This is a genomic window from Allobosea sp. WAO (assembly GCF_001509835.1).
Taxonomy (GTDB): Bacteria; Pseudomonadota; Alphaproteobacteria; order Rhizobiales; family Beijerinckiaceae; genus Allobosea.
Genome location: NZ_JXTJ01000001.1, coordinates 40,603 through 58,311, shown reverse-complemented (window position 1 = coordinate 58,311; position 17,709 = coordinate 40,603). Strand labels below are relative to the sequence as shown.

Annotated in this window: 20 protein-coding genes; 12 read left to right on the top strand and 8 right to left on the bottom strand. The window is 67.6% G+C overall.

Features of this window, described 5'->3' with window-relative positions; genetic code table 11:
* Window positions 1-22: 22 nt before the first annotated feature.
* Window positions 23-397, bottom strand: a complete 375-nt coding sequence (locus DK26_RS00310) for a nuclear transport factor 2 family protein (protein ID WP_066467190.1) — start codon at window positions 395-397, stop codon at window positions 23-25.
* 104 nt (window positions 398-501) lie between these two features.
* A complete protein-coding gene (locus DK26_RS00305; protein ID WP_066467189.1) occupies window positions 502-1,416 on the bottom strand; it encodes a MoxR family ATPase in 915 nt (304 codons plus the stop codon).
* 125 nt (window positions 1,417-1,541) lie between these two features.
* On the opposite strand from DK26_RS00305, the gene DK26_RS00300 reads away from it, so the two are divergent.
* Together DK26_RS00300 and DK26_RS00295 are read left to right on the top strand one after the other, a co-directional pair.
* Window positions 1,542-2,144 carry a trimeric intracellular cation channel family protein gene (locus tag DK26_RS00300; RefSeq protein ID WP_066467188.1) on the top strand — a complete coding sequence of 201 codons (603 nt, stop codon included), beginning with the start codon at window positions 1,542-1,544 and terminating at the stop codon, window positions 2,142-2,144.
* A 73-nt stretch (window positions 2,145-2,217) separates the two neighbouring features.
* Window positions 2,218-2,574 (top strand): nuclear transport factor 2 family protein, encoded by a 357-nt coding sequence (locus DK26_RS00295; protein WP_066467187.1) that lies wholly within the window; start codon window positions 2,218-2,220, stop codon window positions 2,572-2,574.
* Window positions 2,575-2,836: 262 nt separating this feature from the next.
* Here DK26_RS00295 and DK26_RS00290 read toward each other — a convergent pair whose 3' ends face one another.
* The 3 genes from DK26_RS00290 to DK26_RS00280 form a co-directional block, all read right to left on the bottom strand.
* Window positions 2,837-3,643: a xanthine dehydrogenase family protein subunit M gene (locus DK26_RS00290; RefSeq protein ID WP_066467185.1), complete on the bottom strand. Its 807-nt coding sequence runs from the start codon at window positions 3,641-3,643 to the stop codon at window positions 2,837-2,839.
* 137 nt (window positions 3,644-3,780) lie between these two features.
* Window positions 3,781-6,144, bottom strand: a complete 2,364-nt coding sequence (locus tag DK26_RS00285; RefSeq protein ID WP_066467183.1) for a xanthine dehydrogenase family protein molybdopterin-binding subunit — start codon at window positions 6,142-6,144, stop codon at window positions 3,781-3,783.
* A gap of 108 nt (window positions 6,145-6,252) precedes the next feature.
* Window positions 6,253-6,753: a (2Fe-2S)-binding protein gene (locus DK26_RS00280; RefSeq protein WP_066467181.1), complete on the bottom strand. Its 501-nt coding sequence runs from the start codon at window positions 6,751-6,753 to the stop codon at window positions 6,253-6,255.
* Window positions 6,754-7,084: 331 nt separating this feature from the next.
* Here DK26_RS00280 and DK26_RS28795 point away from each other — a divergent pair, with 331 nt between their 5' ends.
* Complete coding sequence (locus DK26_RS28795) at window positions 7,085-8,428, top strand: methyl-accepting chemotaxis protein (RefSeq protein ID WP_066467179.1); 1,344 nt, start codon at window positions 7,085-7,087, stop codon at window positions 8,426-8,428.
* Between the two features lie 157 nt (window positions 8,429-8,585).
* On the opposite strand, the gene DK26_RS00270 is transcribed toward DK26_RS28795, so the two are convergent.
* The gene (locus DK26_RS00270) at window positions 8,586-9,038 is read right to left on the bottom strand and encodes a carbon monoxide dehydrogenase subunit G (RefSeq protein ID WP_066467177.1); all 453 of its coding nucleotides are present in this window, start codon (window positions 9,036-9,038) and stop codon (window positions 8,586-8,588) included.
* Window positions 9,039-9,252: 214 nt separating this feature from the next.
* Between DK26_RS00270 and pcaB the strand changes: the two genes are divergently transcribed.
* The 5 genes from pcaB to pcaC are packed head-to-tail and all read left to right on the top strand — an operon-like array spanning window position 9,253 to window position 13,492.
* Window positions 9,253-10,626, top strand: a complete 1,374-nt coding sequence (gene pcaB, locus DK26_RS00265) for a 3-carboxy-cis,cis-muconate cycloisomerase (protein WP_066467172.1) — start codon at window positions 9,253-9,255, stop codon at window positions 10,624-10,626.
* Window positions 10,619-11,878, top strand: coding sequence for an aconitase X catalytic domain-containing protein (locus tag DK26_RS00260; protein WP_083532862.1), 1,260 nt, complete (start codon window positions 10,619-10,621; stop codon window positions 11,876-11,878). Before pcaB ends, DK26_RS00260 begins: the two co-directional genes overlap by 8 nt.
* Window positions 11,879-11,883: 5 nt before the next feature.
* Window positions 11,884-12,300, top strand: a complete 417-nt coding sequence (locus DK26_RS00255) for a DUF126 domain-containing protein (protein WP_066467393.1) — start codon at window positions 11,884-11,886, stop codon at window positions 12,298-12,300.
* 13 nt (window positions 12,301-12,313) lie between these two features.
* Window positions 12,314-13,093: a 3-oxoadipate enol-lactonase gene (pcaD, locus tag DK26_RS00250; protein WP_066467171.1), complete on the top strand. Its 780-nt coding sequence runs from the start codon at window positions 12,314-12,316 to the stop codon at window positions 13,091-13,093.
* A 3-nt stretch (window positions 13,094-13,096) separates the two neighbouring features.
* Window positions 13,097-13,492, top strand: coding sequence for a 4-carboxymuconolactone decarboxylase (gene pcaC / locus DK26_RS00245; RefSeq protein ID WP_066467169.1), 396 nt, complete (start codon window positions 13,097-13,099; stop codon window positions 13,490-13,492).
* A gap of 2 nt (window positions 13,493-13,494) precedes the next feature.
* Here pcaC and DK26_RS00240 read toward each other — a convergent pair whose 3' ends face one another.
* Window positions 13,495-14,010 (bottom strand): flavin reductase, encoded by a 516-nt coding sequence (locus tag DK26_RS00240; RefSeq protein WP_083532861.1) that lies wholly within the window; start codon window positions 14,008-14,010, stop codon window positions 13,495-13,497.
* Between the two features lie 143 nt (window positions 14,011-14,153).
* Window positions 14,154-14,846: a GntR family transcriptional regulator gene (locus DK26_RS00235; protein WP_066467167.1), complete on the bottom strand. Its 693-nt coding sequence runs from the start codon at window positions 14,844-14,846 to the stop codon at window positions 14,154-14,156.
* 293 nt (window positions 14,847-15,139) lie between these two features.
* Here DK26_RS00235 and DK26_RS00230 point away from each other — a divergent pair, with 293 nt between their 5' ends.
* From DK26_RS00230 to DK26_RS00215, 4 genes are read left to right on the top strand one after another with little or no spacing between them, the layout of a single operon-like run.
* The gene (locus DK26_RS00230; protein ID WP_066467166.1) at window positions 15,140-15,466 is read left to right on the top strand and encodes a cupin domain-containing protein; all 327 of its coding nucleotides are present in this window, start codon (window positions 15,140-15,142) and stop codon (window positions 15,464-15,466) included.
* Window positions 15,463-16,695 carry an FAD-dependent oxidoreductase gene (locus DK26_RS00225; protein WP_066467164.1) on the top strand — a complete coding sequence of 411 codons (1,233 nt, stop codon included), beginning with the start codon at window positions 15,463-15,465 and terminating at the stop codon, window positions 16,693-16,695. Before DK26_RS00230 ends, DK26_RS00225 begins: the two co-directional genes overlap by 4 nt.
* A gap of 6 nt (window positions 16,696-16,701) precedes the next feature.
* The gene (locus tag DK26_RS00220) at window positions 16,702-17,304 is read left to right on the top strand and encodes an AAA family ATPase (protein ID WP_083532860.1); all 603 of its coding nucleotides are present in this window, start codon (window positions 16,702-16,704) and stop codon (window positions 17,302-17,304) included.
* Entirely contained in the window at window positions 17,301-17,708 is a 408-nt protein-coding gene (locus DK26_RS00215; RefSeq protein WP_066467163.1) for a DUF3574 domain-containing protein, read from the top strand. The genes DK26_RS00220 and DK26_RS00215 overlap by 4 nt, the downstream gene beginning before the upstream one ends.
* Window position 17,709 lies beyond the last annotated feature (1 nt).

Sequence of the window (17,709 nt, the reverse complement as noted above, 5' to 3'; positions counted from 1 at the left end):
CCTCTCATTCCGGCGGTGACCTTCACTTCCCCGTCTCGGTCATGAACACCTTCTGCGCCACGACCCATTTGCCGTCGACCTTGAGGAAGGAGAGCAGGTCGGTGAAATAGCGCGGCGGCATCTGGCACTTGACCTTGACCAGCGCCATGGACGGCCCGACGAGGTCGATCGCCAGCACATGGTCTCCGCGCTCGAGCCCGGCCTCCTTCGGCGATTTGCGGCCACGCACCGCCTCGAACCAGTTTTCGCGCGGCACGACCTTCAATTCGCCGTCGAGCGACTGGGTCAGCGCGCTGGTCGGATGGAAGACCGAGGCGAGCTTTTCGACATCGCCCTCATAGAGCCCGTCGAGATAGGTCCAGGTCGCAGCCTCGATCGCCTTGATGTCGTCGTTCATCGCTCACTCCGTCATGCTCGGGCTTGTCCCGAGCATCCACGTCTGGCGGCGCGGATGCAGGGAAAGACGTGGATGGCCGGCACAAGGCCGACCATGACGATGCATTACCCCCGCGCCGCCTGTTTCGCCTGGTCGAGCAGTTCGCCGACCTTCGAGCCCTGCATCGCCTGGATGTCGTCCTGGTACTTCAACAGCGCGCCGAGTGTGTCGGAGACGATCGCGGGATCGAGCGCCACCGCATCGAGCTCGACGAGGGCACTCGCCCAGTCCAGCGTCTCTGCGACGCCCGGCGCCTTGAACAGCTCCTCCTTGCGGATCGCCTGCACGAAGGAGACGACCTGCTTCGCCAGTTTGGCCGGCGCGGCAGGCGCCTTCGCCTTCAGGATGGCGAGCTCGCGAGCGGCGTCTGGATAGCCGACCCAGTGGTAGAGGCAGCGGCGCTTCAGCGCGTCATGGATCTCGCGGGTCCGGTTCGAGGTCAGGATCACGATCGGCGGCTCGGCCGCCTTGACCGTGCCCAGCTCGGGAATCGTGACCTGCGCATCGGCCAGCACTTCCAGAAGGAAGGCCTCGAAGGCCTCGTCGGTGCGGTCGAGCTCGTCGATCAGCAGGATCGGCGCGCCGCCCTCCTGCGGCTCCAGCGCCTGCAGGAGCGGACGCTTGACGAGATAGCGCTCGGAGAACAGGTCACTCTCCAGCCGCTCGCGATCGCCCGCGAGGCCGCCGGCCTCGGCGAGGCGGATCGCCATCATCTGCCCGGCATAGTTCCACTCGTAGACGGCCGAGGCGAGATCGAGCCCCTCATAGCATTGCAGGCGGATCAGCCGGCGCCCGAGCCCGGCAGCCAGCACCTTGGCGATCTCGGTCTTGCCGGTGCCGGCCTCGCCTTCGAGCAGCAGCGGTCGCTTCATCCTGAGCGCCAGGAACAGCACCGTCGCCAGGGCCCGGTCGGCGACATAGCCCTGCGCCTGCAGCAAAGTCAGGGTTTCGTCGATGGAAGTCGGCAGCGAAGGCTTCATGAGGTCCCGGTCTTGGCAGATGTCGAAGCGGCACCAGTCTCGCAAGGCCGGTTTGACCTGTCACGATCCTTAGTCCCTAAGGGACTTCAAGGATAGCGAGCGGAGATTCCGGCGTGCTCGGCGCAATGTACATCGTCGCGATCATCGTCGAAGCCATGTCGGCTGCATTGGCGGCCGGCCGCCGCAGCATGGACTGGGTCGGCGTCTGCATGCTCGGCAGCATCACCGCGCTCGGCGGCGGCTCGGTGCGCGACATGCTGCTCGGCCACTACCCGCTGAGCTGGATCAAGAATCCACACTACCTGCTGATCACGGTGGCCGCGGCCCTCTTCACCATCTTCATCGCCCGCTTCATGTACCGGCTGCGCAAGATCTTCCTTCTGCTCGACGCTGTCGGCCTCGTGCTCTTCACCGTGATCGGCTGCAATGTGGCGCTGGAGATGCATCAGCCCTTCATCATCGTGATCACCGCCGGGCTGATCACCGGCTGCGTCGGCGGCGTGCTGCGCGACATGCTCTGCGCCGACATTCCCCTGCTCTTCCGCAGCGAGCTCTATGCGACGGTCTCGGTCATCACCGGGCTGATCTATGTCGGCGGCCTCAGGGTCGAGCTGCCGCACGACCTCGTCACCATCCTCGCAATGGCCGTCGGGCTGGTGCTGCGGATCATGGCGCTGCGCTTCAACTGGAGCATGCCGAAATTCGTCTACACGCGCGACCTGCATTGAGGACTCGCGCTAGGTCATCCTGCTGACAGCTTCTGGCCCGAAGCTCTGCAGGATCGCGGGCGGAGGAAAGACAATGACCAGCATCGCAGAACTCGCCACCGACTTCGTCGCCCTGCTCAAGGATGGCCGGCACGAGCAGGCCGCGAGCGCCTACAACGCCGACGACATCGTCAGCTACGAGAACATGCCGGGCCCGATGGAAGTCTGCCGCGGCAAGGACGCGGTCCGGCAGAAGGGCGAGTGGTGGGTCGCCAATCACGAACTGCACGACTTCACCACCGAAGGCCCGTACCTCAACGGCGAGCAGTTCGCCGTGACCTTCTACTTCGACGTCACCGTCAAGGAGAGCGGCGAACGCCGCAAGATGCACGAGGTCGGCCTCTACACGGTGAAGAACGGCAAGATCGTCGAGGAGCGGTTCTTTTATTGAGTTGACGCCGCCCGAAAGACGATCCGCGAGTTGCGCCCTCTCCCCCTGCGGGAGAGGTTTGGCGTGAGGGATCGCGCGACGCATCGTCGTCCTGGTCGGGCTTGTCCCGACCATCCACGTCTTCACTTCACTGATCGAGCGCCGTGTTCAAGACATGGATGCTCGCCACAAGGGCGAGCATGACGGGTAAACCTGCGCGCCCCCTCATCCGGCCCTTCGGGCCACCTTCTCCCGCAAGGGGAGAAGGGAGCGGCTGGCCCGCTCACGCCTTCCCGGTCGCCTGTGCCACCGCCTGCTTCGCCATCACGCCGATCAGATGGGCGCGGTATTCGGCATCGGCATGCATGTCGGCATTGATGCCCTTGGCGGGATGCTTCAGCCCGTCGAGCGATTTCGCGGTGAAGCGCGCCTTCAGCGCCGCCTCCGCCTCCGGCCAGCGGAAGACGCCGCCCTCGCCCGCCCCGGTGACAGCGACCGCGATCTCGCTGCCGCGCTTGGCGACGAAGACGCCGACCAGCGCATAGCGCGAGGCCGGATTGCGGAACTTGGCGTAGCCCGCCTTCGACGCCAGCGGGAACGAGACCTTGGTGATGATCTCGCCCTCCTCCAGCGCGGTCTCGTAGAGCCCGGTGAAGAACTCGGCCGCACTAAGCTTGCGCTGGTTGGTGACGATCGTGGCGCCGAGCGCCAGCAGCGCAGCGGGATAATCGGCCGCCGGATCGTTGTTGGCGACAGAGCCGCCGATCGTGCCGCGATGGCGCACATGCGGATCGCCGATATGGCTGGCGAGGTAAGCCAGTGCGGGAATCGCCTCCTGCACATCCGGCGAGGCCGCGACCTCGGCATGGGTGGTCATCGCGCCGATCACGACATTGCGGCCCTTGCGGGCGATGCCCTTGAGGTCGGCACAGGAGGAGAGATCGACCAGCGCGGCGGGCGAAGCCAGGCGCTGCTTCATCGTCGGCAGCAGGGTGTGCCCGCCGGCGAGCAGCTTGGCGTCTTCCTTCTTGGCGAGCAGGCCGGCGGCCTGCCGGGCGCTGGTCGGGCGGTGATAGGTGAAAGCGTACATGGGTATGATCCCCTATTGAATTTCGTGGGCGTCATCCCGGCCGGAGCGAAGCGGAGAGCCGGGATCCATGCCTGAACCGTTCAGGAATGGATCCCGGATCGGCGCCGCTTCGCGGCTTGTCCGGGATGACCGCGAGATTATTCAGCAGCCATCCTAGAAAGCGTCTTCTGCGCCGCGCGCCAGACCGCCTGCGGCGTCGCCGGCATGGCGATGTCCTCATGGCCGAGCGCGTCGGTGATGGCGTTGATCACGGCGGGGGGCGAGGCGATGGCACCCGCCTCGCCGCAACCCTTGATGCCAAGCGGGTTGGACGGGCACGGCGTCACCGTCATGCCAACCTGGAAGGACGGCAGATCGTCGGCCCGCGGCATGCAGTAATCCATGAAGCTCGCGGTCACGAGCTGGCCATCGGCATTGTAGCGGGCGCCTTCGAGCAGCGCCTGGCCGACGCCCTGGGCGATGCCGCCATGGACCTGCCCCTCGACGATCATCGGGTTGATGACGTTGCCGAAATCATCGACCGCAGCCCAGCGCTCGATCCGGGTCACGCCGGTATCGGGATCGATCTCGAGCTCGCAGATATGGACGCCGGCCGGGAAGGTGAAATTGGTCGGGTCGTAGAACGCCCCTTCCTTCAGCCCCGGCTCGAGATCCTGGCCGTTGAACTTATGCGCGACATAGGCCTGCAGCGCACAGGAGCCGAAATCGAGCTTCCGGTCGGTGCCCTTGACCAGGAAATTGCCGTCCTTGAAGTCGATATCGGCCTCGTCGGCCTCCAGCACATAGGCGGCGACCTTCTTGCCCTTGGCGATCACCTTGTCGAGCGCCTTGGCGATCGCCGACATGCCGACGGCGCCGGAGCGCGAGCCATAGGTGCCCATGCCCATCTGGACCTTGTCGGTGTCGCCATGGACGATCGAGACGTTTTCCAGCGGCACGCCAAGCCGATCGGAGACGAGCTGGGCGAAGGTCGTCTCATGACCCTGGCCGTGGCTGTGCGAGCCGGTCAGCACCTCGATCGTGCCGATCGGATTGACCCTGACTTCCGCCGATTCCCACAGGCCGACGCCGGCGCCGAGCGAGCCGACCGCCGCCGAAGGCGCGATGCCGCAGGCCTCGATATAGGAGGAGAAGCCGATGCCGCGCAGCTTGCCGTTGCGGCCGGAATCGCGCTTGCGCTTGGCAAAACCCTTATAGTCGATCAGCTCCAGCGCCTTCTTCATCGAGGCGCCGTAATTGCCGGTGTCGTACATCATGATCACCGGCGTCTGATGCGGGAACTTCTTGATGTAGTTCTGCATCCGGAACTTGGCCGGGTCCTTGCCGAGCTGACGCGCCGTGACCTCGATCAGGCGCTCGACCACAAAGGTCGCCTCCGGCCGCCCGGCGCCGCGATAGGCGTCGACCGGCGCGGTGTTGGTGTAGACCGCGTCGACCTCGCAATAGATTGCCGGGATGTCGTACTGACCCGAGAGCAGCGGCGCGTAGAGATAGGTCGGCACCGAGGAGGAGAAGGTCGAGAGATAGGCGCCGAGATTGGCCGTCGTCTTGACCCTCATGCCGAGGATCTTGCCCTCGGCGTCGGTCGCAAGTTCGGCATGGGTGACGTGGTCGCGGCCATGCGCGTCGGAAAGGAAGGCCTCGGTGCGATCCGAGGTCCATTTCACGGGACGGCCGACCTTCTTCGCCGCCCAGACGCAGACCGTCTCCTCGGCATAGATGAAGATCTTCGAGCCGAAGCCGCCGCCGACATCCGGCGCGATGACTCGCAGCTTGTTCTCCGGCGCGATGCCGATGAAGGCCGAGAGCACGAGCCGCGCGACATGCGGGTTCTGGCTGGTGGTGTAGAGCGTGAAGGCGCCCTCGCCCTGGTCGTAATCGCCGACCGCGGCGCGCGGCTCCATCGCATTCGGCACCAGCCGGTTGTTGACGAGATCGAGCTTCGTCACATGCTTGGCGGCCTTGAAGGCCTTCTCGGTCGCGTCCTTGTCGCCTAGATGCCAGTTGAACACCGTGTTGCCCGGCGCCTCGGCATGGAGCTGTGTCTTGGCCTGCGCCGCCGTCGCGGTGTCGACCACCGCCGGCAGCACGCCATAGTCGACTTCGATCGCCTCGGCCGCATCGCGCGCCTGCGCCAGCGTCTCGGCCACCACGACCGCGACATGGTCGCCGACATAGCGGACCTTGCCTTGCGCCAGTGCCGGATGCGGCCCGGCCTTCATCGGCGAGCCGTCCTTGTTGTGGATCATCCAGCCGCAGATCAGCCCGCCGATCTTGTCGGCGGCGAGGTCGTCGCCGGTGAAGATGCCGAGCACGCCCGGCATCGCCGCGGCGGCTTTCGTGTCGATCTTCTTCAGCGTCGCATGCGCGTGCGGCGAGCGCAGGAAATAGGCATGGGCTTGGCCCGGCCGGTTGATGTCGTCGGTATAGCGGCCCTGGCCGGTGATGAAGCGATGATCTTCCTTGCGGCGGACGGGAGCGCCGATTCCGGTGGCGGACATGGATTCCTCCTGGCGTGGCGCCTCTTGGCGGGCGCTCTCAGCATGTTTCGGGGATCGCATTGGAAGAAGGCCGCGCCGGTCCTGCCGGTCCCGGCCTTCCGGAAACCGTTACTCGGCAGCCTGGCGAACCGGCGCGGCACCCTTGCCCATCGCCTCGGCGCCGGCAGCGACCGCCTTGACGATGTTGTGATAGCCGGTGCAGCGGCAGATATTGCCGTCGAGATCCTCGCGGATCGTCTTCTCGTCGAGCGCGTGGCCGCGGCGGTTCACCATGTCGACCGCCGACATGATCATGCCCGGCGTGCAGAAGCCGCACTGGAGGCCGTGATGCTCGCGGAATGCCTCCTGCATCGGGTGCAGCGCGCCGCCGCTGGCGAGCCCTTCGATAGTGGTGACCGACGCGCCTTCGCAGGCGAGCGCGAGCGTGGTGCAGGATTTCACCGCCTTGCCGTCGAGATGCACGACGCAGGCGCCGCACTGGCTGGTGTCGCAGCCGACATGCGTGCCGGTCAGCCGAAGATGTTCTCGCAGGAACTGCACCAGGAGGGTGCGCGGATCGACATTCGCGGTGACGGCTTTGCCGTTCACCGTCATGGTCACGTTGGCCATGGGGCACTCCCTCCAGAAGCCTGTTTTCGCAGCCTGGCGGAAGACAACTCGACCGCCGGCCCATTCGCGTTTCCGGCGCGTCTGCACCGAAGACGATTTTTCCTTGGAACAACTTCAAATTGAATGTGGACCCGGGATTTTCCGCGGTCAAGCGGGAGACGGGTCGCCGGGAGCCCCGTTTTCGCGACGTTTTCACGTCGTTTGGGCCCTATCGCGGAATTCCCCTCGCAAACTCGGTTAGAGCGGCTGTTTTTGGAGTTTCTTAACCTCGCCTGCGCAGGATCAGCTGTCGAACGACGACCTGAGATCGTCGCCATCACGGATCGTGCCATTGGCTACGCTTCTCGATCACGTCCAGCGCCGGCTCGGCGCGATCGGCTACGATGAGGCGCAGCGCAAGCGCCTGCGCCGCTATCGCGACATCGTCGAGCGCGTCATCGGCAAGGTCGTCGAGGAGGACTTCGACCGCGCGTTCTCGATCCATCCACGCCTGCGCGAAGGCGTCGAGCCGCTCTCGGCGGAACTCTACCTCGCCGAGGCCGATCATTTCCGCCTGACCTTCGACGGCGATTTCGACCAGCGCTATTGCGACTCGCTCGAGCGGCTGACCGTGCTGGAGCGCCGCGCCGGCGTCGGGGCCCGTGCCCGCGCCTCGATCGCCTTCACCCTGTTCCGGATCTTCCTGGAGGAGAGCCGGACAAGGCTCGTCTTCTCGCGCCGCGACATCCCGCGCGATCTCTTCATCATCGAGCGGGTGCTGACCTACGACGTCAACACCGCGATGTCGCTCGACCGCGAGTTCGAGGCGGCCGAGGCGCAGCGCCGTGGCGTGACGCTCGACGAGGTCGCGGCCACGCTGACCTCGCGGATCGGCAAGCTCGACACAAGGATCAGCGGCGCCGTCGAACAGTTCATGGCGACCGCCAGCGAGACCGCCGAGGCAAGCAGCTTCATCAAGAGCCAGGTCGGCTCAGTCGCCCGAACCTCGATGCTGGTCCGCGAGAAGGCGATGCAGACCGCCGCAGCCTCCGAGGAGATGGCGGTCAACATCGCCGAGATCGGCCAGCGCGCCCGCCAGAGCCTCGAGATCGCCAACCGCGCCGTGGCGGATGCCAGCGCGATGAACGAGGCGATCGCCAAGCTGCGCGAGGTCACCGGCAATATCGGCACCGTCGTCGGCATGATCGCCGACATCGCCGCACAGACCAACCTTCTGGCGCTCAACGCCACGATCGAGGCTGCGCGCGCCGGCGAGTCGGGCCGCGGCTTCGCCGTCGTCGCCGCCGAGGTGAAGACGCTGGCGACCCAGACCGCGAACGCGACGCAGGACATTTCCAGCCAGATTGCCCAGCTCACCGCCAGTGCCGCGGCCTGCAGCGAGAGGGCCGCCTCGATCGGCATGACGATCGGCGAGATCAAGGCCGATTCCGAGGCGATCTCGGAGGCCGTCGCCCAGCAGAGCTACGTCACCACCGGCATTTCGCGCGATGCCGCCGATGTCGCCAGCAGCTCCGACGAGGCGATCGGCAGCGCCAACCGCGTCAATGACAGCCTGGAGACGACCGAGAAGGCGCTCGGCCGCGCCAATGCAGCCGCCGCCGACATCGCCCAGCAGGTCGGCGCCGCCGAGGCGACGGTCAGCGAGGCGCTCGCCGCCCTGCGCAAGGCTTCGTAGCTCCCAGAAATACGCCCCCTCAAAGCCCTCATCCTGAGGAGCCGCGTGAGCGGCGTCTCGAAGGATGTTTCAGGAGGCTCGGGAGATCGCTGGAGCATCCTTCGAGACGCGCCTGCGGCGCTCCTCAGGATGAGGGCTGAGCAAATCGAAGACCGCTTCAGCCCTCGCTGACCGCCTTGGCGAAATTGGCGAAGAACTCGTCGGCCAGCTTCTTCGAGACCGAATCGATCAGGCGCGAGCCGAGCTGCATCAGCTTGCCGCCGACCTGCGCATCGACCTCGTAGCGCAGCAGCGTCTGGCCGCCCTCGGCATCCTCGAGCGTGACCTTGGCGCCGCCCTTGGCGAAGCCGGCGATGCCGCCCTCGCCCTCGCCGACGATCCGGTAGCCGTTCGGCGGGTCGAGATCCTGCAACTCGACCTTGCCCTTGAAGGTCGCCTTGACCGGACCGAGCTTGACCTTGACCACGGCCGAGAAATGCGTGTCGTCATCCTTGTTGAGCTGCTCGCAGCCGGGAATGGCGGCCTTCAGCACCTCGGGATCGTTGAGCTTTGCCCAGACGACCGCCTTGGCGGCCGGCAACAGCGCCTCTCCGTTCATGGTCATCGCCATGGCGTCACTCCCATTCTATTGCGCGCATACTCTTGGCCCGGCCAACGCCGCAACAGGTTGCGGCCGCCCTCGCCTCGGGTCTATCCAGAAACCAACGCCTCTTCCTTTACCGGAACGCCGGCATTCGCCAAGGCCGGAGGCGACAGAGGGAGGCTAAGGTTGCACGCCGTCAAGCACGCCCCGAACCACAGGCTGCTAACCCTCGCGGGCCGGCATGGCTGACCCCACCGGACTTTACGGCGAGCTCTTCGCCGACCAGGAATTCGTTGCCCTGTTCGACGACCGGGCGAGCCTGCAGGGCATGCTCGATTTCGAGGCGGCGCTCGCCAAGGCGCAGGCGCAGGTCGGTGTCATTCCCGCCGCGGCGGCCGACGCCATCGCGAAGGCCTGCGAGGCCGGGCTCTACGATGTCTACGCGATCGGCAAGGCCGCGACGCTCGCCGGCAATCCGGCCATCCCGCTGGTCAAGGCGCTAACCGCCCGCGTCGCCGCGGCCGACCCGGACGCCGCGAAATGGGTGCATTACGGCGCCACCAGCCAGGATGTGATCGATTCCGGCCAGGCCCAGCAATACCGCGCGGCCTGGGAACTGCTGCTGGAACGCTCCGCCCGTCTCGCCCACGCACTCGCCGGGCTGGTCCGCGAGCACCGCCGCACCCCGATGATCGGCCGCACCTTCCTCCAGCATGCGGTGCCGATCGCCTTCGGGCTCAAGGCCGCCAACTGGCTAAGCCCGATCATCGCCTTCCACGACGACTTCATGATCTGGGGGAAGTCCGCACACCAGCTCGGCGGCGCCGCCGGCAGCCTCGCCTCGCTCGGCGACAAGGCCGATGCGGTGTCGGAAGCCTTCGCCCGCAACATGTCCTCGATCGGCGCCGTGCGCGTGCCCTGGCACAGCGAGCGCCGGCGCCCGGCCATGATCGCGACCGAGCTCGGCCTGTTGCTCGGCCAGCTCGGCAAGATGGCTGGGGATATCGCGCTGATGGCCCAGACCGAGATCGCCGAGCTGGCCGAACCGGAAGCGCCCGGCAAGGGCGGCTCCTCGGCGATGCCGCACAAGCGCAACCCGGTGCTGTGCACGCTGATCCTCGCTGCCGCCAAGCGCGGGCCAGGCCTGGTCTCGACCATGCTCGCCGCGATGCCGCAGGAACATGAGCGGGCCATGGGCGGCTGGCACGCGGAATGGCTGACATTGCGCGAGCTCTTCCTGATCGCCGGCTCGGCGCTGAACCAGGCCGTGACGCTGATCGAGGGGCTCCAGGTCTTTCCGGAGCAGATGCAGTACAATCTCGATCTGACCAACGGGCTCGTCATGGCCGAACGCGTCTCGCTCGCGCTCGCGCAGACCATCGGCCGTGGCGAAGCCCATCATCTGCTCGAGGAGGCCAGCCGCGACTGCATCGCCAGCGGCCGCCATCTCAGGGACGTCCTCGCCGATCACCCGGCACTCGCCGGTAAGCTTTCGCCTGAAGAGCTGGACGACCTCTTCGATCCCACGACCTATCGCGGCGCCACCGACGCCATCATCGACCGCATCCTCGTGCTCTATGAGGAGGAGCGCGAATACATGAGCGGCAATGCCTGAGCTCTCGGCCGAGGAACATGCGATCGCGGGCGGCGCGCAGAGCGACGGCGCAGCCATGGCGATGCGCATCGTCGCCGAGGCGGCCCGCCTGATGAGCGCGCCCAGGCTGATCCCGATCGCCTCGGCCCATATCGACGGCGCGCTCTACCATGGCGATTCCGGCACGCTCTTCGCCGAGAGACTGGTCGCGGGCGGGGCCCGCGTCGCAGTGCGCGCCACCCTCAATGTCGGCGCGCTCACCCCGCATGGCTGCATCGCGACGCGCCTGCCGCCGGACCAGCACGCCATGGCGGCGCGGATGATGCGCGCCTATGAGGCGATGGGGTGCGAGCCGAGCTGGACCTGCGCGCCCTATCAGGCGGGTCATCGGCCGAGGCAGGGCACGGATGTCGCCTGGGGCGAATCCAATGCCGTCGTCTTCTGCAATTCGGTGCTCGGCGCCCGCACCAACCGCTATGGCGATTTCCTCGACATCGCCTGCGCCATCGCTGGACGCGCCCCCGACTACGGGCTGCACCGACAGGAGAACCGGCGCGCGACGCTGGTGATCGATGTCTCCGGCCTGTCGCAGGCGCTGCGCGGCGCGGAGGTGTTCTATCCCGTGCTCGGCGCCCTGCTCGGCCGCGAGGCCGGCAGCGAGATCGCGGTGATCGATGGGCTGCAGGGCCTCGCCGACGAGGACAAGCTCAAGGCGCTCGGCGCCGCGGCGGCCTCGGCCGGCGGCGTCGGCCTCTTCCATGTCGCCGGGATGACGCCGGAAGCATCTGACCTTGCGACCGCGCTCGGCGGGCTTGCCCCGGAACGCACGCTGTGCGTCACGCCGGAGCACGTCGCGGCCGAGCTGGCGCGGCTCTCCACCTCCGGCACCACGGACCAGGTCGACGCGGTCGCGATCGGCTCGCCGCATCTCTCGCTCGCCGAGATCGAGGCGCTCGAAAGGCGCCTCGCAGGGCGAAAGCTCACGCGGCCGCTCTATGCCAATACCGGCCGCCATGTCCTGAAGCCGCTGGAGGAACAGGGCCGGCGCCGCGCCCTCGAACAGGCGGGCGTCGTCTTCGTCGTCGACACCTGCGTGGTGGTGACCCCGATCCTGCCGGAGCTGAAAGGCGGGGTGCTGATGACCAATTCCGGCAAGTTCGCCCATTATGCCCCCGGCAATACCGGCTATGCCGTGACCTATGGCTCGCTCGCCGAATGCGTCGAGAGCGCCGTCGCCGGCCGGCTCGTCAGGGAGCCCAGAACATGGGCCTGACGAACATGGGCGTGAGGGCCGAAGTGCTGCTGCCGGGCGACGCGGTCACTGCGCCCTGCCTCGCCCTGACCGCCCCGATCAGCTTCTGGGGCGGCGTCGACCCACGCAGCGGCGAGATCATCGACGCCCGCCACCCGCAGCGCGGGCAGAGCGTCGCCGGCATGGTGCTGGCTCTGCCCGGCACGATCGGCTCCTCCTCCGCCTCGGCCGTGCTGCTCGAGCTCGTCCATGCCGGCAAGGCGCCCGCCGCGATCCTAATCGCCGAGCCGGATGCGATCCTGCTGCTCGGCCTTGTCGTAGCCCGCGAGATGGGCTGGCCGACGCCCCCTGCCCTGAAGCTTCCCGCCGCGCTCCAGGCCGACCTCGCCGGCAAGCGGCTTTCGATTGCCAAAGATGGTGCGATCAGCACCGCACATTCCTAGGAGAGGAACGCCGATGCCGATGCTGAAGGTCAGGGGCGAGGACTTCCATATCAGGATAGACGGCGATGAGGGCGCGCCCGTGCTGCTGCTCTCCAATTCGCTCGGCACCAATCTTTCGATGTGGGACCCGCAGATCCCGGAATGGTCGAAGCACTTCCGCGTCGTGCGCTATGACAGCCGCGGCCACGGCCTCTCTACGGCGCCGGACGAGCCCTATTCCATCGCCATGCTCGCCGATGACGCGCTCGCCATCCTCGATACGCTCGGCATCGACAAGGCGCATTGGTGCGGCCTCTCCAAGGGCGGCATGGTCGGCCAGTGGCTGGCGACACATCATGGCGAGCGGCTCGGGCGCGTCGTGCTGGCCAACACCGCCGCCCGGATGGGCCCGCCCGAACTCTGGGACGGCCGCATCGCGACCGTCCGCGCTCAGGGCATGAGCGTGCTGGTGCAGCCGACGCTGGAGCGCTGGTTCACCCCGGAGTTCCGCGAAGAAGCCAAGGCGACCGTCGCCAAGGTCAGCGAAATGCTCGCGACCACGCCGCCGCTCGGCTACGCCAATTGCTGCAGCGCGATCCGCGACATGGACCAGCGCGAGACGATCCGCGCCGTCCGCAACCCCGTGCTGGTGATCATCGGCGCGCGCGATCCGGCGACCCCGCCGGCGACCGGTTACGAAATCGCCGACGCCATCCCCGGCGCGCAGCGCATAGAGCTTGCCGCCGCGCATCTCTCCAATCTCGAACAGCCCGAGGCCTTCGGCCGGGCCGTCACCGATTTCCTGAAAGGCTGAACCATGGACGAGAAGACCCGCTACGAGAACGGCCTGAAGACCCGCCGCGCCGTGCTCGGCGACGCCCATGTCGATCGCGCTACTGCTGGCGTCACCGAGTTCAACCGGGATTTCCAGGAGTTCATCACCCGCACCGCCTGGAACGACATCTGGAACCGCCCCGGCCTCACCCGCCGCGAGCGCTCGCTGATCGTGCTCTCGATCACGGTGGCGCTCGGTGCCTGGGGCGAGTTCCGCCTGCATGTCCGCGCCGCCTTCAACAACGGGCTGACGCAGGAGGACATCAAGGAGTTGCTGATCCAGGCCGCCGTCTATGCCGGCGTGCCCGCCGCCAACCACGCCTTCAAGGAAGCCGCGAGCGTCATCTCCGAGATCGAGGCGGAGAAGGCGAAGGGCTGAACTCAGAAGCCGCCGAAGCGGCGCTTGCGATAGACCAGCCCCTCGCCGGCACCGCCGCCGCCGAGTGCCACGACCTCGCCGATCAGGACCTTGTGGGTCGCGACCGGATGGGCTGCGACCAGCCGGCAGTCGAAGGAGACGAGCGCGCTCTTCAGCACCGGAGCGCCGGTCGCCAGCGTGATCCATTCGCCCCTGGCGAAGCGGGCCTCGCCGGAGATGCCGGCGCGGCCGGAGAACACTCCGGCAAGCTCGTAATCCAGCGCCGACAGCGTGTTGACGCAGAAGAAGCCGCTCGCCTCGATCGCGGCGAGCGTACGGCTACCGGCCTCGATGCAGGCGAGCAGGGTCGGCGGCGCGTCGGACACCGAGGCAATCGCGGTCGCCGTCATCCCGGCCCGTCCGGAAGGGCCGCTGGTGGTGACGAGATGGGCAGCGCTCGCGACCTCGGCCATCGCATCGCGAAAGGCGGCCGCCTCGGGCACGGCGGCGGACATCGCCGCCTCAAGGATTTTGGTCATCGGCCCGTATCTGGCGAAGAAGCGTTCATGCCGCTCATTTACGGACTTTGCCGCGCCATGGCCAGATCGCTCCCGGCAAAGTGCGAGGTGTCAGGCGCAAGCATAGATATATCACGCCACTCCCACGCCCGACTCGCGATCGTTCACTCCCGCCCGAGAGTCGCCAGCAGCCCGGCGCGCAGATGGCGCATCAGCGCGTCGCAGGCCTCGAGTGCCGCCTCCGACCGGCCTGAGGCCAGAGCCTGAGCCAAAGCGACATGGTAGCCGGCGGCCGGCACCAGATCGTCTTGCCGCTCGAAGAAGTACCAGGCCCGGCGGATCAGCGCCTGCAGCGGCTCGGCCGCCCGCACCGCATAGGGGCTGCGCGCTGCCGCGGCGATCAGCGCATCGAATTCCTTGTCGAGCCGCATATAGGCGTCGACGTCGCCCTCTTCGGCCGCCTGCCGCATCGCCTTGGCCTTGCCGAGGATCGCAATGCGCTCGCCCGGCCCGGCCCGGCGCGCCGCCTCTGAGGCGATCAGGCGCTCCAGCACCTCGCGCGCATCAAGCGCCGCCATCACGTCGATGGCGTTGATGTCGGTGATCGCGATGCCCTTGCGCGGCAGGATCTCGACCAGGCCCTGCTGCGCCAGGCGGATCAGCGCCTCGCGCACCGGCGTGCGCCCGAGAGCGACGCGATCGATCATCTGCGCCTCGGTCAGGACCGCGCCCGGCCGCAGCGACAGCGTCACGATCGCCTCCTCCAGCCGGCCATAGGCGAGATCGGCGAGGCTCGCCGGAACCGAACGCTCGCCCCCCTCCTCGCCATCCGCCTGAGCGACGCCGGAACGGCTCATATCGACACTCCAGCGCGCGGGACACCGAGGTTTGACGCTGCTCGCCTCATTGATATATCAAATCCCCGAAACCCTGTCGAAAATGGCGGCTGCCGGCCATCTGCAGCCGAAAGCGCGTCGCGCGCAAGGAGGATCGCTGGACGATGGGACGACGGCGCCCGGTGCATTGCCGGCCCTCGCGCCACGATCTCGACGCCTTCTTGCCGCTGGGCCAACTTCAGGCGGTCGAACAGCGAGCGCCGGCCGACCGGCACGCGAGAGCGATACAGCCTGGTTGTCGAATTGGAGAAGACATGGCTTTCACCTGCACCATCCCTGCCGTCGCCACGCTGCAGCAGGATGACGAAGCGATCCGGATCACGCGCTGGGATTTCGAGCCCGGTGCCGTCACCGGCTGGCACAGCCATGGCTGGCCCTATTTCGTGATCATGCTGGTCGAAGGCACGCTGCGCATCCATGACGGGCAGAAGGAGACGGACGTGCCGCTGGCCCAGGGGCAGGCCTATATGCGCCAGGCCGGCATCCAGCATGACGTCATGAACGGCTCGCCCCACCCGATCGCCTTCATCGAGATCGAGGTGAAGCAGCCCGCCGCCCTGAAGCAGCTTGCCGCCGCATGAAGGTCGCGATCGTCGGAGCCGGCATCGTCGGCGTCGCCGCCGCCCACGCCCTGCTGGACGAGGGCCACGAGGTCCTGATCCTCGACAAGGAGGGGCCTGCCTTCGGCCCCTCGCGCGGCAATGCCGGCATCATCGCCCATACCGACATCCTGCCGATCGCCAGCCCCGGCATGCTGCGCAAGGTGCCGGGCTTCCTGCTCGATCCGCTCGGGCCGCTGGCGATCCGCCTCGGCTATCTCCCGCAAATGCTGCCCTGGCTGGCGCGCTTCCTGCTGGCGGCGCGCCCGGCTGCCTATGAGCGCTCGATCACCGGGCTCGTCGCCCTGCAGCAGCTCGCGCTGCCGGCCTGGCTGGCGCGCGCCGAAAGGGCCGGGATCGCCGGGTTCATCCACCGCCGCGGCGCGCTCTACGCCTATCGCAACGCGCGTGACACGGCCGATCTCGAAGCCCTCGCCCGGCGCCAGCGCGCCGCCGGCATCGCCGTCGACATGCTCGCGCCGCAGGAGTTGCGCCAGATGGAGCCGGCCCTGAAGGACCGCTTCGCCGGCGCCTCCTTCCATCCCGACGCCGCCCATATCAGCGACCCGCTCGCCCTCACCATGGCGCTCTTCGACACCGCGCTGGCGCGCGGCGCGACCTTCGAGAAGGCCGAGGTCGGCAACATCTCGCAGGGCGAGCGCCCTGCCCTGATCGGCCCGGCAGGCTGGCAGCGCGTCGTCGACCGCGTCGTCATCGCCGCCGGCGCCTGGTCGAAGCCGCTCGCCGCCGCCATGGGCGACAGCGTCCCGCTCGAGACCGAGCGCGGCTACAATGTCAGCTTTCCCGGCGTCACCGGCCTGACCAGCCGTCCGGTCGGTTTCAAGGATGACGGCTTCGTCATGACCCCGCTCGAAAGCGGCCTGCGCATTGGCGGCGCGGTCGAGCTCGGCGGCCTTGAGGCGCCGCCCAACCATGCCCGCACCAGGGCGCTCTACGACAAGGCGACGACGCTGGTCGACGGCCTGCCCGCCTTCGACAGCGGCCGGCTCTGGATGGGTTTCCGCCCCTCTTTGCCGGATTCGCTTCCCGTGATCGGCCGGGCGAGCCGGAACCGCAACGTGCTCTACGCCTTCGGCCACGGCCACTACGGCATGACCCAGTCGACCGCGACGGCAGGCCTGATCGCCGATCTCGTCGCCGAGCGGGAGCCGGCGATCGATCTTGGCCATTTCAGCCCGCAGCGCTTCTGAACGACGATGGCGAGCGGCGGCCTGATCATCCACATCAATGGCTGGCCGGGCGTCGGCAAGCTGACCATCGCCCGTGAGCTGGCCGGGCTGATGGATGCGCGCCTGCTCGACAACCACACCATCATCAACCCGGCCGAGGCGCTTTTCGAGCGCCGCGACCCGCTCAACCGTTCGCTCCGCAGGGCCCTGCGCACCGCGATCTTCGACCATGTCGCGCGGATGCAGCCGGGCGTGCTGATCCTGACCGACGCGATCTCCGACGACGCCTTCGACAGCGCGGTCTTCGACGAGTATCGCGAGCTGGCGCAAAGACGCGGCGCCCGTCTCGTCGCAGTCGTTCTCGACTGCGCCCCCGAGATCAATGCGCAGCGCCTCGCCGCCGCCGGACGGGCGGAGAAGCGCAAGCTCACCGATACTTCCATCCTCGCCTCGCTGCGCGCCGATCACCGGCTGCTGCGAGCGCAAGGCGTGCCGCTGATCGAGCTCGACGTCGGCGCACTCTCGCCGCGCGAGGCGGCGGCACATCTCGCCCGTCATTGCCGGGCCGTACTTGAATCGGATTCTCAGCCGACTGAATCACATCCTCAGCCGGACGCCCCAAGGCCATGATCCGGCTCGGCTTTCTTGGCGCCCTTGCAGGCCTTCTGGCGAGCTGTGCCACCCTGCCGCCGCTCGCCTGCAGTCCCGGCCAGGAGGCGGTGCTCACCGCCGAGCTGCTCTTCGGCCGCAAGATCGGCGAGCGTCTCGGCGTCAGCGAAGCCGCCTTCCGCCGCTTTATCGACGAGGAGGTGACGCCACGCTTTCCGGACGGGCTGACCGTCCTCGACGCGAGCGGCCAGTATCGCGACGCCGACAGCAGGCTGATCCGCGAGCCGAGCAAGCTCCTGCTCATCGCGCTGAAGGACGAACCAGAAGGCCGCGCCCGGCTCGCCGCCATCGCCCAGGCCTACAAGACCCGCTTCCACCAGCAATCGGTCGGCACCATCCTGCGCCCGGCCTGTGTTTCGTTCTGAG

What these genes read in the sequence shown, in the direction of transcription:
- pcaB (WP_066467172.1), top strand. Translation starts at nt 9,253, where the DNA reads ATGGCTGACCCCACCGGACTTTACGGCGAGCTCTTCGCCGACCAGGAA.
- DK26_RS00240 (WP_083532861.1), bottom strand. Translation starts at nt 14,010, where the DNA reads ATGACCAAAATCCTTGAGGCGGCGATGTCCGCCGCCGTGCCCGAGGCG.
- DK26_RS00255 (WP_066467393.1), top strand. Translation starts at nt 11,884, where the DNA reads ATGGGCGTGAGGGCCGAAGTGCTGCTGCCGGGCGACGCGGTCACTGCG.
- DK26_RS00235 (WP_066467167.1), bottom strand. Translation starts at nt 14,846, where the DNA reads ATGAGCCGTTCCGGCGTCGCTCAGGCGGATGGCGAGGAGGGGGGCGAG.
- pcaC (WP_066467169.1), top strand. Translation starts at nt 13,097, where the DNA reads ATGGACGAGAAGACCCGCTACGAGAACGGCCTGAAGACCCGCCGCGCC.
- DK26_RS00230 (WP_066467166.1), top strand. Translation starts at nt 15,140, where the DNA reads ATGGCTTTCACCTGCACCATCCCTGCCGTCGCCACGCTGCAGCAGGAT.
- DK26_RS00280 (WP_066467181.1), bottom strand. Translation starts at nt 6,753, where the DNA reads ATGGCCAACGTGACCATGACGGTGAACGGCAAAGCCGTCACCGCGAAT.
- DK26_RS00305 (WP_066467189.1), bottom strand. Translation starts at nt 1,416, where the DNA reads ATGAAGCCTTCGCTGCCGACTTCCATCGACGAAACCCTGACTTTGCTG.
- DK26_RS00270 (WP_066467177.1), bottom strand. Translation starts at nt 9,038, where the DNA reads ATGGCGATGACCATGAACGGAGAGGCGCTGTTGCCGGCCGCCAAGGCG.
- DK26_RS00295 (WP_066467187.1), top strand. Translation starts at nt 2,218, where the DNA reads ATGACCAGCATCGCAGAACTCGCCACCGACTTCGTCGCCCTGCTCAAG.
- DK26_RS00310 (WP_066467190.1), bottom strand. Translation starts at nt 397, where the DNA reads ATGAACGACGACATCAAGGCGATCGAGGCTGCGACCTGGACCTATCTC.
- DK26_RS00290 (WP_066467185.1), bottom strand. Translation starts at nt 3,643, where the DNA reads ATGTACGCTTTCACCTATCACCGCCCGACCAGCGCCCGGCAGGCCGCC.
- DK26_RS00285 (WP_066467183.1), bottom strand. Translation starts at nt 6,144, where the DNA reads ATGTCCGCCACCGGAATCGGCGCTCCCGTCCGCCGCAAGGAAGATCAT.
- DK26_RS00220 (WP_083532860.1), top strand. Translation starts at nt 16,702, where the DNA reads ATGGCGAGCGGCGGCCTGATCATCCACATCAATGGCTGGCCGGGCGTC.
- DK26_RS00300 (WP_066467188.1), top strand. Translation starts at nt 1,542, where the DNA reads ATGTACATCGTCGCGATCATCGTCGAAGCCATGTCGGCTGCATTGGCG.
- DK26_RS00260 (WP_083532862.1), top strand. Translation starts at nt 10,619, where the DNA reads ATGCCTGAGCTCTCGGCCGAGGAACATGCGATCGCGGGCGGCGCGCAG.
- pcaD (WP_066467171.1), top strand. Translation starts at nt 12,314, where the DNA reads ATGCCGATGCTGAAGGTCAGGGGCGAGGACTTCCATATCAGGATAGAC.
- DK26_RS00225 (WP_066467164.1), top strand. Translation starts at nt 15,463, where the DNA reads ATGAAGGTCGCGATCGTCGGAGCCGGCATCGTCGGCGTCGCCGCCGCC.
- DK26_RS00215 (WP_066467163.1), top strand. Translation starts at nt 17,301, where the DNA reads ATGATCCGGCTCGGCTTTCTTGGCGCCCTTGCAGGCCTTCTGGCGAGC.